Source organism: Streptacidiphilus anmyonensis (genome assembly GCF_000787855.1).
GTDB lineage: Bacteria > Actinomycetota > Actinomycetes > Streptomycetales > Streptomycetaceae > Streptacidiphilus > Streptacidiphilus anmyonensis.
The window spans coordinates 95,216-110,203 of record NZ_BBPQ01000020.1; the positions used below are offsets into that span (position 1 = coordinate 95,216).

Annotated in this window: 12 protein-coding genes; 10 read left to right on the top strand and 2 right to left on the bottom strand. The window is 73.3% G+C overall.

The window, feature by feature from the left end; genetic code table 11:
- Positions 1–477 precede the first annotated feature (477 nt).
- From TR50_RS19425 to TR50_RS19460, 8 genes are all read left to right on the top strand, one after another.
- Positions 478–1,686: an aromatic ring-hydroxylating oxygenase subunit alpha gene (locus tag TR50_RS19425; RefSeq protein WP_042422694.1), complete on the top strand. Its 1,209-nt coding sequence runs from the start codon at positions 478–480 to the stop codon at positions 1,684–1,686.
- Positions 1,683–2,378, top strand: coding sequence for a TetR/AcrR family transcriptional regulator (locus TR50_RS19430; RefSeq protein ID WP_042422697.1), 696 nt, complete (start codon positions 1,683–1,685; stop codon positions 2,376–2,378). Before TR50_RS19425 ends, TR50_RS19430 begins: the two co-directional genes overlap by 4 nt.
- A gap of 162 nt (positions 2,379–2,540) precedes the next feature.
- On the top strand, positions 2,541–3,677 hold the full coding sequence (locus TR50_RS19435; protein ID WP_042422700.1) for a polyamine ABC transporter substrate-binding protein: 1,137 nt from the start codon (positions 2,541–2,543) through the stop codon (positions 3,675–3,677).
- Between the two features lies 1 nt (position 3,678).
- Positions 3,679–4,611 (top strand): ABC transporter permease, encoded by a 933-nt coding sequence (locus TR50_RS19440; RefSeq protein ID WP_084700566.1) that lies wholly within the window; start codon positions 3,679–3,681, stop codon positions 4,609–4,611.
- A gap of 32 nt (positions 4,612–4,643) precedes the next feature.
- Positions 4,644–5,498, top strand: a complete 855-nt coding sequence (locus TR50_RS19445) for an ABC transporter permease (RefSeq protein ID WP_236654490.1) — start codon at positions 4,644–4,646, stop codon at positions 5,496–5,498.
- Positions 5,499–5,503: 5 nt separating this feature from the next.
- Positions 5,504–6,622, top strand: a complete 1,119-nt coding sequence (locus TR50_RS19450) for an ABC transporter ATP-binding protein (RefSeq protein ID WP_042422705.1) — start codon at positions 5,504–5,506, stop codon at positions 6,620–6,622.
- A 244-nt stretch (positions 6,623–6,866) separates the two neighbouring features.
- The gene (locus TR50_RS19455; RefSeq protein ID WP_042422710.1) at positions 6,867–8,180 is read left to right on the top strand and encodes a flavin monoamine oxidase family protein; all 1,314 of its coding nucleotides are present in this window, start codon (positions 6,867–6,869) and stop codon (positions 8,178–8,180) included.
- Positions 8,173–9,606 (top strand): aminobutyraldehyde dehydrogenase, encoded by a 1,434-nt coding sequence (locus TR50_RS19460; RefSeq protein ID WP_042422713.1) that lies wholly within the window; start codon positions 8,173–8,175, stop codon positions 9,604–9,606. Before TR50_RS19455 ends, TR50_RS19460 begins: the two co-directional genes overlap by 8 nt.
- A gap of 82 nt (positions 9,607–9,688) precedes the next feature.
- Here TR50_RS19460 and purB read toward each other — a convergent pair whose 3' ends face one another.
- Positions 9,689–11,128, bottom strand: a complete 1,440-nt coding sequence (gene purB, locus TR50_RS19465) for an adenylosuccinate lyase (protein ID WP_042422716.1) — start codon at positions 11,126–11,128, stop codon at positions 9,689–9,691.
- A 533-nt stretch (positions 11,129–11,661) separates the two neighbouring features.
- On the opposite strand from purB, the gene TR50_RS49760 reads away from it, so the two are divergent.
- Positions 11,662–13,188 (top strand): hypothetical protein, encoded by a 1,527-nt coding sequence (locus tag TR50_RS49760; protein WP_160311134.1) that lies wholly within the window; start codon positions 11,662–11,664, stop codon positions 13,186–13,188.
- 67 nt (positions 13,189–13,255) lie between these two features.
- Here TR50_RS49760 and TR50_RS19475 read toward each other — a convergent pair whose 3' ends face one another.
- On the bottom strand, positions 13,256–14,032 hold the full coding sequence (locus TR50_RS19475) for a TetR/AcrR family transcriptional regulator (RefSeq protein WP_042422726.1): 777 nt from the start codon (positions 14,030–14,032) through the stop codon (positions 13,256–13,258).
- A 192-nt stretch (positions 14,033–14,224) separates the two neighbouring features.
- Between TR50_RS19475 and TR50_RS48955 the strand changes: the two genes are divergently transcribed.
- Positions 14,225–14,988, top strand: a 764-nt coding sequence (locus TR50_RS48955; protein ID WP_042422729.1) for a hypothetical protein, incomplete at its 3' end; no start/stop codon positions are given.

Sequence of the window (14,988 nt, forward strand, 5' to 3'; positions counted from 1 at the left end):
GTGCAGGATCAGGCGCTCCACGCGGCGGCGTTCCGCCTCCGGGCCCGAAGGGGTGCCGCCGCTCCCGCCGCGCAGCCGGGCCACTGCGTAGGGCAGCTCGCGCTCGGGCTCGGGGGTGAGTCCGAGCCAGGCGTTCCTGCGGGATCCGTGCATGCCTGCCTCCGTGGTGGGACGGGGTGCGATGCCGAGGGGTCCGAGTGGGGCCGGACCCTGTGATGCCGAGGGGTCCGGGTGGGGGCCGGACCGCGGGAGTGGGGTGGGGAGAGGTGCCGCGTCCGGGGGAACGGGCCGCTCCTGGGATGGGACGTCAGGAGCGCCGGTGTCGGCCGGGCGGCGTGGTCGCCACGGTACTGATCAACCAGTTAGTCAGCAAGTATTGACACCGGGGACGTGAAGGCGCAACCTTGCCGCACCGCTCGCTGAGCAGACAGTCAGTCTCTGCCCCACCCCAGGCCCCGCGCGATGAGCAGGAGCGCCATGCAGTCCGAACTGACCCGACCCGGCCCCGCCCCGGCCGCTCCCGACGGGAGCTCCGTCCCTGCGGCCGCCCTGGCCGCCCGCTACTACACCGATCCGGCCGTCGCCACGGCCGAGCGCGACCACGTCTTCGCCCGCTCCTGGCAGCTGGTCTGCCACGAGACGGACCTGCCGGGCCCCGGGGCCCGGCTCAGCGCCCGGGCCGCAGGACGCGAGGTCCTGGTGGTCCGCACGGAGGACGGCGGTCTCAAGGCCCACCTCAACGTCTGCCGCCATCGCGGCACCCGGCTGGTCTCCGCCCCCGAGGCGTCCGGCAAGGCCATCCGCTGTCCCTACCACGGCTGGACCTACCGGCTCGACGGGAGCCTGGTCGGCGCACCGGAAGCCCGGCAGATCCCCTGCCTGGACAAGCCGAACCTCGGGCTCCTCCCGGTCGCGGTCGAGTCCTTCCTCGGCTTCGTCTTCGTCAACATCGACGGGCGTGCCGCGCCGCTGGCCGAGCAGTGCGCCGGGCTGGCCGACGCGGTCGGCCGCTACCTCGGCGCGGACCTGGTCCCGGTCGGCAAGTACCGGATCCACGACCTGGACAGCTTCGAGGTGCAGCGGGCCAACTGGAAAGTAGCCGTGGACAACTACCTGGAGGGCTACCACGTCCCGGTCGCCCACCCCGGGCTGATGCGGCTGTTCGACTACCAGAACTACGTGGCCAGCGAGCTGCGCGAGTCCTACGCCCTGTTCCAGGTGCCGCTCCGGGACAAGCCCTCGTCCAACTTCGTCGAACGGCTCTACCAGCGGGTGGCGTCCCCGATGCCGGGTCTGACCGAAGCCGACCGGCGCGTCTGGCGCTACGCGGTGATCTACCCGAACACCCTTCTCGACTTCTACCCTGACCATGTGCTCGCCTGGACCGCCATCCCCACCGCACCCGACCGGGTCGCCGTCGGCGGCGCCTGGTACACCAAGCCGGGCGCCGGCGCCCGCACAGCCCTCGCCCGGCGGCTCAACATCCACATCGGCTGGATCACCAACGACGAGGACGCCGAGTTGGTGGCGCGTGTCCAGCAGGGCCTCGGCACACCGGGGTTCGAGCCCGGTCCGCTCTCGCGACGCGAGTCGGCGGTAGGTTGGTTCGCTGAGCGGATCCGCGCCGACCTCGACGGCGTCGTCGGCCCCGCCGCCCCGACCACCGACCCCGGAGCGTCCGCGTGAGCGCCACGACCCGCCCGGCCCCCGCCGCGACGGCCAACCGCCGCGCCAGCCACGAGGAGCGCGCGGAGCAGACGCGCCGCGTCATCCTGCTCGCGGCGTGCGAGACGATCGCCGAGGTCGGCTTCGAGAAGGTCCGGATGCGCATGGTGGCGGAGCGGGCCGGGGTCTCCTCGGCGCTGCTGCACTACCACTTCGAGAACCGCGAGAAGCTCTTCCTCGAGGCGCTGACCTTCTCCTACGAGCACGCGGGCGTCGAGGGCTACGCCGCCGAGCCGCCGGACGAGCTGCCGCAGACCTGGCGGTTGGCCCGCGTCATCGACGCCTGCCTGCCGATCGACACGGAGCTGCGCCGGGACTTCCTGCTCTGGCAGGAGCTGCACCTGCGCGCCGTGCGCGACGCCGACTCGCTCGGCGTCGCCCGGGACCTGTACGGCAATCTGCGCGACTGGATCGCGGGCGTCGTGCGTGACGGCCAGGCCGCGGGCGAGTTCGGGCCCTGCGACGTCGGCCGGCTGGCGGATCTGGTGATCGCGCTGACCAACGGATACGGCACCCGGATCCTGATCGGCTCCTCCGCGACCGACGTGGCCGACGCGCGCGACCAGATCTGGTCCCTCGTCACCCCGCTGCTGGGCGTCACCGCTCCCTTCCCGCACGCGACCCACACCGGCAGCCCGCGCCACCACGGCTGACCACGGTTCCCCGCACACATCCACCGTCCACCCGGCAGCGGTGTGGACGCCCCCGGTGCAGCCTCCCTTGAACAGAGCCAGGGATCCCGCACACCCTCACACCCCCTCGGTCACCTCCAACCGGCTCGCCCCCGCCGGTCCACCCACCTGGAGAGGACACAGATGTCCGACCACCTCCCCCAGCGCTCCCAGCTCTCCCGCAGATCCCTGCTCCGCGCCGGCGGGCTCGGCGTGCTGGGCCTGGGCCTCGCCGGCTGCGGCTTCAGCCAGCCCGCGACCGCGTCCCCCGCGCAGACCGACAAGCCCATCGACGTGAAGGTCGACGGCCCGCTCGTCTACTTCAACTGGGCCGACTACATCGACCCCTCCGTCTTCGCCGGGTTCCAGAAGGAGTACGGCGTCAAGATCGTCCAGTCCAACTTCGACTCGATGCCCGGCATGGTCGCCAAGCTGGACGCCGGGAACAAGTACGACGTCATCTTCCCGTCGGCCAAGTACGCGCAGCGGCTGGCCCAGGCGGGACGGCTGCGCGCCATCGACCACACGAAGCTGCGCAACGCCGAGCTGGTCTTCGGCAGCTACCCCTACTTCGAGGACCCCTGGTACGACCCGAAGTCCGCGCACACCGTGCCGTTCACGATGTACAAGACCGGCATCGGCTGGCGCCGCGACAAGCTCGGCGCGCTGACCGGCTCCTGGCAGGACCTGTGGGACGCGCAGTCCAGCGGCACGACCTTCCTCCTCGACGACGAGGACGAGGTGCTCGGCATGGCCGCGCTGAAGCTCGGCCTGGACCCGAACACCAGCGCCCAGGGCGACCTCGACCGGATCACCTCGCTGCTGCACACGCTCCGTCCGAATCTCCGGGGCTTCTCCAGCGACGACTACAACAACCTGCTCGACGGCACCGCCACCATGACCCAGGCCTGGAGCGGGGACATGGTCTGCGTGCTCAACCAGGCGAAGGACGCCACGCTCTACGGCTTCGAGGTGGCCAAGGAGGGATCGCCGATCAACTCCGACTGCTTCGCGATACCCGCCGACGCCGAGCATCCGGGCACGGCGATGCTCTTCATCGACTATCTGCTGCGGCCCGAGAACGCCATCAAGACCATCCAGTACCTCGGCTACCCGATGCCGGTCCACGGCACCGAGTCCACCTACGCGGGGCTGGTCAAGCAGCTGCCGCAGTGCATGATCGAGCCCGGCGACCTCAAGCCCTCCCTCTACTTCCGCAATCCGACGGCGGCCGGCGCCCAGGCGCGCGACACCGCCTGGACCGACGTGAAGGCGGGCTGAGATGGCGCTGCGCACCCCCGTCCGCGCCGAGACGCCGGCCGGCGGCAGAACCGCCCGCCGCGACCGGCGGCCCCGCCCCTCCGCCGCCGGCGCGCGGATCTGGACCTGGCTCACCCTGCCCGGCACCGTCTGGATGTCGGTGTTCTTCATCGCCTCGCTGCTGCTGGTGGCCGCGATCTCCTTCGGCACCACCGACGAGCTCGGCGACCCCCGCTTCGGCACCAACCTCGGCAACCTCAAGGCGCTCGCCGACCCGGCCTACCGCGACGTCATGGTCCGCTCGCTCGGCTACGCGCTGCTGACCTCGGTGATCTGCCTGCTGATCGCCTACCCGGTCGCCTACGCCGTCGCGCTGCACGCGGGCCGCTTCAAGAACGCGCTGATCGCGGCGATCGTCGTGCCCTTCTTCGCCAACTACCTGGTGCGGATGTACGGGTGGTCGGTGCTGCTCGCCGACGACGGACCGGTGCTGCGGGTGCTGCGCGCCGTCGGACTGGCGGGCGCCCATACGAAGATCCTCAACACCGGCTTCGGCGTCATCGCGGGCCTGGTCTACGGCTTCGTCGTCTTCATGATCATCCCGCTCTACGCCGCCATGGAACGCATGGACACCTCGCTCATCGAGGCCGGACGCGACCTGTACGGCGGGCCGCTGCGCACCTTCCTGTTCGTCACCGTCCCCGCCACCCGGCAGGGTGCGGGAGCGGGCGTGGTGCTGGTCTTCCTGCCCGCCATGGGCGACTTCGTGAGCGCGCAGTTCATGGGCGGGCCGAACCAGATCATGATCGGCAACCTGATCCAGGACAAGTTCTTCGAAGGCCAGAACTGGCCCCTCGGCTCGGCGCTGACGATGGCGCTGATGGCCGTGCTGCTGATCGCGATGTTCGGCTACCTGCGGCGCGCCCGCAAGGACGAGGCGGAGGCCACCCGATGAACCCGACCGCTCCCGCGCCCGCTCCTACTCCCGTGACCGCTCCCGCTCCCGCTCCCCTCCGGCGGCGCAGACGTCGCGGCCAGCGCCGCAAGCCGGTCTTCGCGATCGCCGTCACCGTCGTCTTCTTCGTCCTGCTCTACCTGCCGATCGCCATGGTCGTGCTCTTCTCCTTCAACTCCCAGAAGTCCCTGACCGTCTTCAAGGGCTTCTCGCTGCGCTGGTACGAGGCGTTCTTCCACGACAGCGTGCTGCTCGGCTCGCTCGGCATGAGCCTCGAGGTCTCGCTCGTCGCCATGGCCGGCTCGGTCGTGCTGGGCGTGGCGCTGGCGCTGGGCCTGGTGCGCAACAAGGGCAGGCTCGGCGCCTACGCCGGGCTGATCATGATGGTCCCGCTGATCACCCCGGAGATCGTCACCGGCGTCGCCTCGCTGCTGCTCTTCAAGGGCCTCGGGATCACCCTCGACAGCGGCACGGTGATGATCGCCGAGGTCACCTTCTCCATCTCCTACGTCACCGTCATCCTGCGCTCCCGCGTCGCCGCGCTGAACCCGGAGGTCGAGGAGGCCGCGATGGACCTCGGTGCGACGCGCTGGCAGGCGCTGCGGCTGGTCACCCTGCCCGCGCTACTGCCGGCCATCCTGGCCAGCGCGGTGCTGATCTTCGCCCTCGTCTTCGACGACTTCGTGCTCGCCTACTTCACCACCGGCGTCGACCCGCAGCCGCTCGCCGTCCGCATCTACTCCGCGATCCGCTTCGGCGTCGAACCCACCATCAACGCCGTCGGAACGCTGATGCTGGCCGGCTCCATCACCCTCATCGGCCTCGCCCTGGCCATCCCGCGCCTCTTCGGTCGCCGCGGCGGCCTCGACCTCATCTCCGGGGAGTGACACCCATGACGCCGACCGCAGCGACGCCCGCCGCCGAAACCGCCTCCGCCGACCCGACCGTCCCCGCCGTCAGGCTCGACCACGTCAGCAAGGAGTTCAACGGCTCCCACGCGGTGCGCGACCTCGACCTGGACATCGCGCCCGGGGAGTTCTTCTCCCTGCTCGGCCCCTCCGGCTGCGGCAAGACCACCACCCTGCGCATGATCGGCGGCTTCGCCGACCCGACCGAGGGCGCGGTGCTGCTCTCCGGCGAGGACGTGACCGCGCTGCCGCCGAACAAGCGCAACGTCAACACCGTCTTCCAGAGCTACGCGCTCTTCGACCACCTCAGCGTCGCCGACAACATCGGCTTCGGCCTCAAGCGCAAGGGCGTGCCGAAGCCGGAGATCCGCGAGCGGGTGGGCGCGATGATCGACCTGGTGCAGCTGGGCGGCATGGCCGAGCGCAAGCCGCGTACCCTCTCCGGCGGGCAGCGCCAGCGCGTCGCGCTGGCACGGGCGTTGGTCAACCGCCCGGCCGTGCTGCTGCTCGACGAGCCGCTGGCCGCGCTCGACCTGAAGCTGCGGCGGCAGATGCAGGTGGAGCTGAAGCAGATCCAGCGCGAGGTCGGCATCACCTTCGTCTTCGTCACCCACGACCAGGACGAGGCGCTCACCATGTCCGACCGCGTCGCGGTGATGAACGGCGGCCGGGTGGAGCAGTGCGGGACGCCCGAGGACGTCTACGAGCGGCCCGAGAGCCGGTTCGTGGCCGCGTTCATGGGCACCTCCAACCTCGTGAGCGGCGTCTACCGGGACGGCGCGGTCCTGATCGAGGGCGGGCCTGCCCTGCCGGTCGGCCGTCGGCCCGGGATCGGCGAGGGCAGCGCGGTGGACCTGTCGATCCGGCCGGAGAAGATCTGGCTCTCCGACTTCGAACCCGGCATGCCCGTGGTCAACGGCGTCATCCGCGAGACGGTCTACTCCGGTCCCACCACGACGTACCTGATCGAGCTCGCCCCGGGGATCACCGTCGCCGCGCTGGAGCAGAACACCGCCCGCGCCCGCATGGAGGACCGCTGGGAGGGCGGCGAGACCGTCGAGCTGGGCTACGACCCCGACCACTGCCTGGTGCTGAGCCACTGAGTCCTCCGGACTCCCCTCCCCGGCCCCCGTCCGCTGCCGTCCGCAGCAGCCACGCGCGGGCCGGGGCTTCAGCCATCAGCCGTCTGCCGTCTGGCGTCTGGCGTCTGCCGAAAGCTGCGAGCCGGGCGATGCGCGCCGCACCGTCGGCGGCTCCGTGCGAGTCCCTGGCCGACCCCCGGCCGGGCGGCCGGGTCGACGCGCGGGGACACGGACGCGCCCTCGGCCGCCCATGAGAGGAAACCGTATGAACCACGACGTCATCGTGCTCGGCGCGGGTCTGGCCGGGCTGAGCGCGGCACGCGATCTCGCCGCCGGCGGGGTCGACGTCCTCGTCGTCGAGGCCCGGGACCGCGTCGGCGGACGGGTCGAGCAGCAGCAGCTCCCCGACGGCCGCCTGGTCCAGCTCGGCGGGGAGGTCGTCGGGCGCGCGCACAGCGCCTATCTGGGCCTGGTCGCCGAGCTGGGCCTGACGCTGGTCCCCAGCTACGTCGCCGAACCGGGCCTCATCGCCCGCGCCACGCCCGAGGGGGTGTCCGCGGGCGATCCGCCGCACTGGTTCGGTCCCGACGACGAGGCCGAACACCAGGCCGTCACCGCCGAGTTCGTCGCCCTGGCGGCGACGGTCGACCCGGACGCCCCGTGGTCGCACCCCGACGCGACGGCCCTGGACGCGCTCTCGGTCGGGGCGTGGCTGCGGTCGCGCAAGGCACCGGCAGCCGTGGTGCGCCTGTGGGAGATCGGCGCGCTCGGGCTCGCCGACGGCTCGGTCGAGCGCACCTCGCTGCTCGCCGCGCTGCGCAAGCAGGCCGCCGTGCCGAGCTCGGGCCACTACGACTACGAGGACTGGGAGGGCCTGCGCGTCGCCGAGGGCTCGGCGACGGTCGCGCTGCGCATGGCCGAGGAGCTCGGCCCGCGCGTCCGGCTGGGCGCCCCGGTGACCGCGCTCGACGTCCGGCCCGGCCGCTGCACGGTCCGCCTGCGCGGCGGCGAGACGCTGAGCGCGTCGGCCGTGGTCAGCGCCCTGCCGGTGGGCCCGCTGCGGGACGTCGCCGTCACGGGCGTCTCCGACGCGCGATTGGCCTCCCTGCACGCGCAACGCCACGCGCTCGCAGCGAAGTTCGTGGCCGCCTACGGCGGGCCGTTCTGGCGGGAGCGGGGCCTGAGCGGCCTGTCGGAGTGCGAGGGCGTGCTGGGCAGCACCTGGCCGCAGAGCACGGCCGTGCTGTCGGCGCTGGTCCCGCCGGAACGGCTGGGCGTGCTGCTCGGCATGCCGCCCCAGCGGCGTGAGCGCGAACTGCTGGCGGAGATAGCCGGGTTGTACGGGCCGGAGGCCGAGGCACCCCTCACGACATGGCTGCGCTGCTGGGGCACGGACCCGTGGACGCAGGGCTACGTGACCCAGTGGGTGCCGGGCGACGTGCAACGCGTCGGCCCCCTCCACGGCACGCACGAGCCGCCGTTCTACGTCTGCGGCGCCGACCAGTGGGTCGCCGGCTACATGGAGGGCGCCGTCCGCACCGGCCGCGCCGCCGCCGAGGAGGCACTGCGCCGTGGCTGATCTCTCGTCACTTCCACTCGTCCGCCACCACATCGGCGGCAAGGACCGTGCCTCGGCCTCCGGTGCGGAGACCGTCCTGGTCGATCCGACCACCGGACGGCCGCACGCCCGCGCCGCGTGCTCGGACGCGGCCGACGTCGACGCGGCCTGCCGCGCCGCCGACACGGCCTTCGAGCGCTGGTCGCGGACCACGCCGGCGGAGCGCCAACGCGCGCTGCTGCGCCTCGCCGACACCATGGAGTGGCACGCCGAGGAGTTCGCCGCCGCCGAGACCGCCGACACCGGCAAGCCGCGCCTGGCCTTCCTGGCCGACGAACTCCTCGCCGTCGTCGACACGTTGCGGTTCTTCGCGGGCGCGGCCCGCGCGCTGCCCGGGAGCGTGGCCGCCGAGTACGCCGAGGACCGCACCTCGCTGCTGCGCCGCGAACCGCTCGGCGTCTGCGCGCAGATCACGCCGTGGAACTACCCGCTGATGATGGCCGTGTGGAAACTCGCCCCGGCCCTGGCGGCGGGCAACACCGTCGTGCTCAAGCCCGCCGACACCACCCCGTCGTCCACGGCGCTGCTGGCCCGCCTCGCGGCCGAGCACTTGCCGCCGGGGGTGCTCAACGTCGTCTGCGGCGACCGGGCCACGGGCGCGGCGCTGGTCGCCCATCCGACACCCGCCATGGTCGCGGTCACCGGCAGCGTGCGCGCCGGGCGCGAGATCGCGGCGGCCTGCGCGGCCGACCTCAAGCGCCTGCACCTCGAACTCGGCGGCAACGCACCGGTCCTGGTCCACGACGACGTGGACGTCGAGGCGACGGCGGCGGCCCTGGCGGACGTGGCCTTCTACAACGCGGGCCAGGACTGCACCGCCGCGACCCGGCTGCTGGTCCACCGCGGCGTCCACGACGCCTTCCTGGCCGCCTTCGCCGAGCATGCCGCCAAGCTGCGCACGGGCGGGCCCGACGAACCGGACGCCGCCTTCGGCCCGTTGAACAGCGCCGCCCAACTGGCCCGGGTGCAGGGCCTACTGGCACGCCTGTCGGCCCACGCGGAGATCGTCACGGGAGGGCGCGTGGCGGAGCGGGACGGCTTCTTCCACGAGCCGACGGTGGTCGCCTCGGTCCGCCAGGAGGACGAGATCGTGCAGGAGGAGGTCTTCGGCCCGGTCGTCACCGTCCAGCCCTTCGCGGACGAGGCGGAGGCGCTGCGGCTGGCCAACGGCGTCCGCTTCGGTCTCGCCGCGAGCGTGTGGACCCGCGACGTCGACCGGGCCATGCGGGCGACCCGTGCGCTGCGCACCGGGATCGTCTGGGTCAACACGCACGGCACCACGGTCTCCGAGATGCCGCACGGCGGCCGTGGCCAGTCCGGCTACGGCAGCGACCTGTCCATGACCGGCCTGCTGGAGTACACACAGGCCAAGCACGTGATGGTCTGACGACACGGGGGCCGCGGACGGCGAAGGCCGCCGACCGGAGAGGGGTCGGCGGCCTTCGCTCCTGTTCCGGAACCGTCCGGACTCAGAGAATCGCGCCCGGACGGTACTTGGCCGCCTCCGGGTAGCGGGCCGTGACCTGCTCGACGCGCGCGACGACCTCGCCGACCTGCGCGGCGGCCGCACCGGTGAAGGAGAGCTTGTCGGCCAGCAGCGCGTCCAGCGCGTCGCGGTCCAGCGGGATCCGCTCGTCCGCCGCGAGGCGGTCCAGCAGCTGGTTCTCGCGCACGCCCTGACGCATCGCCAGCGCCGAGCCGACCGCGTGCTCCTTGATCGCCTCGTGCGCGGTCTCGCGGCCGACACCCGCACGCACCGACGCCATCAGCACCTTGGTGGTGCCGAGGAACGGCAGGTAGCGGTCCAGTTCGGCGGCGATGACGGCCGGGAACGCACCGAACTCGTCGAGCACCGTCAGGAAGGTCTCGACCAGGCCGTCGAAGGCGAAGAACGCGTCCGGCAGCGCGACGCGGCGCACGACCGAGCACGAGACGTCGCCCTCGTTCCACTGGTCGCCGGAGAGCTCGGAGACCATGGAGGCGTAGCCGCGCAGGATCACGGCCAGGCCGTTGACGCGCTCGCAGGAGCGGGTGTTCATCTTGTGCGGCATCGCGGAGGAGCCGACCTGGCCCTCCTTGAAGCCCTCGGTGACCAGCTCGATGCCGGCCATCAGCCGGATCGTCTTGGCGAGGGAACCGGGCGCGCCGGCCAGCTGCACGAGCGCGGAGAGCACGTCGTAGTCGAGCGAGCGCGGGTAGACCTGGCCGACGCTGGTGAAGCCGTGGTCGAAGCCGAGGTGGCCGGCGACGCGCTGCTCCAGGTCGGCGAGCTTGGCGGCGTCGCCGCCGAGCAGGTCCAGCATGTCCTGGCTGGTGCCGACCGGGCCCTTGATCCCGCGCAGCGGGTAACGGGCGATCAGCTCCTCCAGCCGGGTGAAGGCGACGAGCAGCTCGTCGGCGGCGGTGGCGAAGCGCTTGCCGAGGGTCGTCGCCTGGGCGGCGACGTTGTGGGAGCGCCCGGCCATCACGAGCTCGCCGTGCTCGGCGGCGAGCTGGGCGAGCCGCGCGAGGAGCGCGACCGTGCGGTCGCGGACGTGCTCCAGGGACTGCTTGAGCTGGAGCTGCTCGACGTTCTCGGTCAGGTCGCGGGAGGTCATGCCCTTGTGGACCTGCTCGTGGCCGGCGAGGGCGTTGAACTCCTCGATCCGCGCCTTCACGTCGTGGCGGGTGACGCGCTCGCGCTCGGCGATGGAGGCGAGGTCGACCTGGTCGATCACCCGCTCGTAGTCGGCGACGGCGCCCGCGGGCACCTCGATCCCCAGGTCGGCCTGAGCCTTCAGCACGGCCAGCCACAGCTGCCGTTCGAGGACGACCTTGTGCTCGGGGGACCACAGCCGCGCAAGCTCGCCGGAGGCGTAGCGGGCGGCCAGGACATCGGGGATGAAGGGCTTGGCGCTCACGCTGGGCAATTCTAACGTGCAGCTCAGCGCTCAGCCGCACCGGCCACGCGCCCCCACCCCCACGCGCGTCGCGCCACACGACCGCAGGGCCACGCCGGGAGGACGCCAGGGGCCGTGCGGGGCTCTCGCCGAGCGGCGTCCGCAGCCGGGCCGGGGCACACGGCGACGACTGTCGCCAGCGCTCGAGCTGCCCAGCCGGCCCCCGGGCAAGCCCCACTCTCCCCTCTGAACGCGAACGCGGCAGGGCCACGCCGGAAGGACGCCCGCGCCGTGCGGGGCTTCGCCGAACAGCGCGCGCCGCCGGGCCGGGCACATGGCTGCAACCCGTCACTGTCCAGGGCGTCCGGCGACTCGGGTCGGGCCCCGGGGCCCTGGGGTCCGACGGGCGGTTCGGCCGGGCCGTGGTGCGGGGACGTCGAGGGGCGGGGGCGGCGGGACGCCGCCGGGCACCCCGGTCCCCGGGGCACGCACGGCTCCCCATACGCTGCACCGACACATCGGAGGGGACGGCAGGGTCGATGATCGGCAGTTTTCTGGCATTCGTGGTGTTTCCGCTGGTCGCCGCCGGGCTCGTGCGGTGGGCCGCGGCCCGCCGGCGGCGGGGGCTGGCGGCGGGGAGGGCGGTGCACTTCCGGGGGCGCCTCGACGGCCGGAAGGGCCGGCTGCTCGCCGACCCGCGTCTCGACACCCCGGTCTTCCTCGACCGCGCCGGAAAGGCGACGGCGCTGCCACGCGGCGGCGCGGCCCTCGACGCCAACGTGCTGACCGCGCCGACCGGTGAGCGCGCCCTGGAGCGGGTCGGTCTGCGCTACCGGACGCCTGACGGTGTGACGGTCCGGCTGCGCCTGGCCACGTCCGACGCGCGGAGCGTCGGCGCCTGGCTGTCCGAGGACCCGGGCCCCTCCGGCGCGCCCGCCGCCGCACGCCGGCTCCCGCTGCCGACGGCGCCGCTCTGGGCCGTGCTCTGTCTCGCGGCGTCCCTGCTGGTGGGCCTGGCGGCGGCGGACGTGGAGCTGCTCGGGCAGCACACCACCGCGCGCGTGCTGCGCGTCGTCCCGGACGAGGGGGCGTGCCGGGTCGCGTGGTCCGGCGGCACCCTGCACGCGACGGTGGACTGCGACACCGCGCGGGTCCGCGTCGGCGACCCGCTGCCCATCGTCGCGCTTCCCTGGCCCTTCCTCGGCGAGGCGTTCGACACGGTGACCACCCCGACCGTGGCCGCCGTCGCCGGAGGCGGCTTCGGGCTGCTGGGCCTGCTCGGCGCCGTCGTGGTCACCCCGCTCGCCTGTGCGCGCAGGGTGCGGCGGGCGCAGGCGGCGGGGCCGGCCCTTCCCGAGGGGTCGCCCGCAGGACCGGAGGAGGAGGCCGAGGCCGACTGGCCGGACGGGCTGAACATCGAGCTGACCTACGCGGGCCTCGCCGCGGCCGCGCGCCACGGCGACCGTCACCGGCCCGGGGCGCGGGTCTCCGCGCCCCGCCGCGGACCGGGGCAGACCTCGGTGTCGCCGCGCCGGTGGGTGCTCGTCACGGTCCTCGGCACCGGCGGCTGGTGGTTCCTGACGGTCTCTCTCGGCGCCATGTTCGACGACCGCTTCCAACTGGGCCGCTGGCGCTTCCTGGTGTTCGGCGCCATCGCCGTCGCCGCTCTCGCCCGGATCGGCTGGTACGCGGTCGACCGCTCGGCGGTGTGCGGGCCGGTGCTGCGGGCCGCGCGGCGGGACACGCCGGATGCCGAGTGGCAGCCGATGCGGTACGTCCGGCTGCGCCAGGGGCCGGGCGAGATGGCGCTGGTGCTGTTCCGCGCCGACGGCGGCGAGGTCGCGCCGCCGCGCTTCCTGCAGCCGATCCCGCCGTGCCGGGGCAGTGAGCGACGCACCGTGGGCGGTCCCGCAGCGGTGGGCGAGGCGCTGGTGCACGACACCGGCCTCGGGATGCTGGTCTGCGAGATAGACGGGGTCCGCTACCTCCCCAGGGGCCGCGTCACCGACCTCGCGGCCGACCCGTACCGGGGCCGCAGCATGGTGCTCGGCTACGCGGAGAGCCACCGCCGCTCCGTCGGCCGGCGCTGACACCCGGACCATGCGACGGACGCTCGGCCGAGCGACCGACGACCGCCGTCGCCGGCGGACGCCGCGGCTACCCGTGCTCCGCGCGCCGGCGGATCCGGGACTCGATCCCGTCGAGCGCCAGGTCGAGGCTCTCCGCGAAGTTGTAGTCCCGCTTCGCGGCCATCGTCTCGCCCGCCCGGGTGGGCATGATCCGTTCCGCGTTGTCGACGTGGCGGCGGTCGACCTCCGCCGCGAGGCCGACCACCGCCTGGTGGTACTCCTCCTCACTCAGCCCGGATTCGCGCACTCGGATCAGCTGCTGGGCCTCGGAGGTGGCGAAGCCGTAGACGAACTGGAAGAGCAGCCCGAGCGCGCCCGCGTACTGCTCGCGCGGCAGGCCCGTGCGCTCCGCCGCCGCGATCGCGCTGGAGGAGAAGAAGAGCGCGTGCGGGCCCAGCGGCAGCACCTCGCCCGCGACGCGGGTGGCCCACAGGTGGCGGCGGTAGAAGTCGCGGTACTCGTTGGCCATCACCCGCAGGTGCTCGCGCCAGTCGCCGTCCTCGCCGAGCGGCGGGATCCGCATCTCGCCGAGGGCCTCGTCGAGGGCGAGCTCCAGCAGTTCGCCCTTGTTGTCGACATACCAGTAGACCGACATGGGGGTGACTCCGAGCTCCGCCGCCAGGCGGCGCATGGAGAAGCCCTGGTCGCCCTCGGCGTCGAGCAGCTCGACGGCGGCCCGCACGATGCGCTGGCGGGAGAGCCCGCTGGGCGCGGTGCCCCGCTTCCGTTCCCGTGGCGGCCTGGCCCAGACGCTGACCTGCGGGACCGCGGCTGGGTTCGGCGACGTGGACTTCTGCGGGGCCATGCGGCGATCGTAGTGCCGCAGGGAGGCGCGCACGGCTCGCGCCGCCGGTCAGGCGGCCGTGGCGGGCCCGGGCCGGCGGGGCCCGCCGCCGGGCCCCTCCCCCCGTGGCCGAGGACCGGGTGGGCCGGACACACCGTGCCGCGCAGCGCCTCCAGGTCCGCGACCAGCGTCAGATGCGGCCGCTGCCCACCGGTGACCGGCAACCGCCCCCCATCCAGCGCCAGACCGGTCACCACCTCCAACGCCCCACCCATCCGCTCCGCATGCCCACGCACCTCCCCCTCCACCGGGGCACCCATCGCCGCCTCCAACGCGATCCGCAACCGCTCCCCCGCCACCGGCGACAACTCCCCCGACAGCACCCAGAACGGCTCGTCCGTCGTCCCGGTCGGCGACAACCGCACCCACGACCGGAACACCCCCGGCCCTCCGGCACCCTCCCCCGAGCCGTCCGGCTCCGGCACCAGATGGGCATGCAGCTGCCGCGCCGCCTGCCGCAACTGCACCAGATGCAAACCCGGGGCATGCGCCACCATCAGCTCCTGCGCCTGCCCGCGCGCCCGCCCGTCCTCCACCGGCGCCAGCTCCCGCGCCAGCACCTCCACCTGGTCCGCCGACAACCCACCCCCGGCCAAAGCCGCCCGCACCACCGGCAACCGGTCCAGCTCACGCGCCAACCGCACCATCCGCTCCGCCCGCCCCCGCGACATCTGCCCATGCGTCCGCAGAAACCCCCGCGTCGAACGCGACCGCACCGCCAACGCCCCACCCGAACGATCGAACAACGCCAACCGACGCAACTTCTCCGCCGCCAGCCGCTCCTCCAACCGCTCCAACGCCAGCAACTGCTCCGCCTGGAAATGCGCACCCGCCGCCACCAACACCTCATCCCCCTCCCCCGCCAACGCCGCCAACACCCCATGCACCCCCACCGGCAACGTCCGCAACGCATCAAC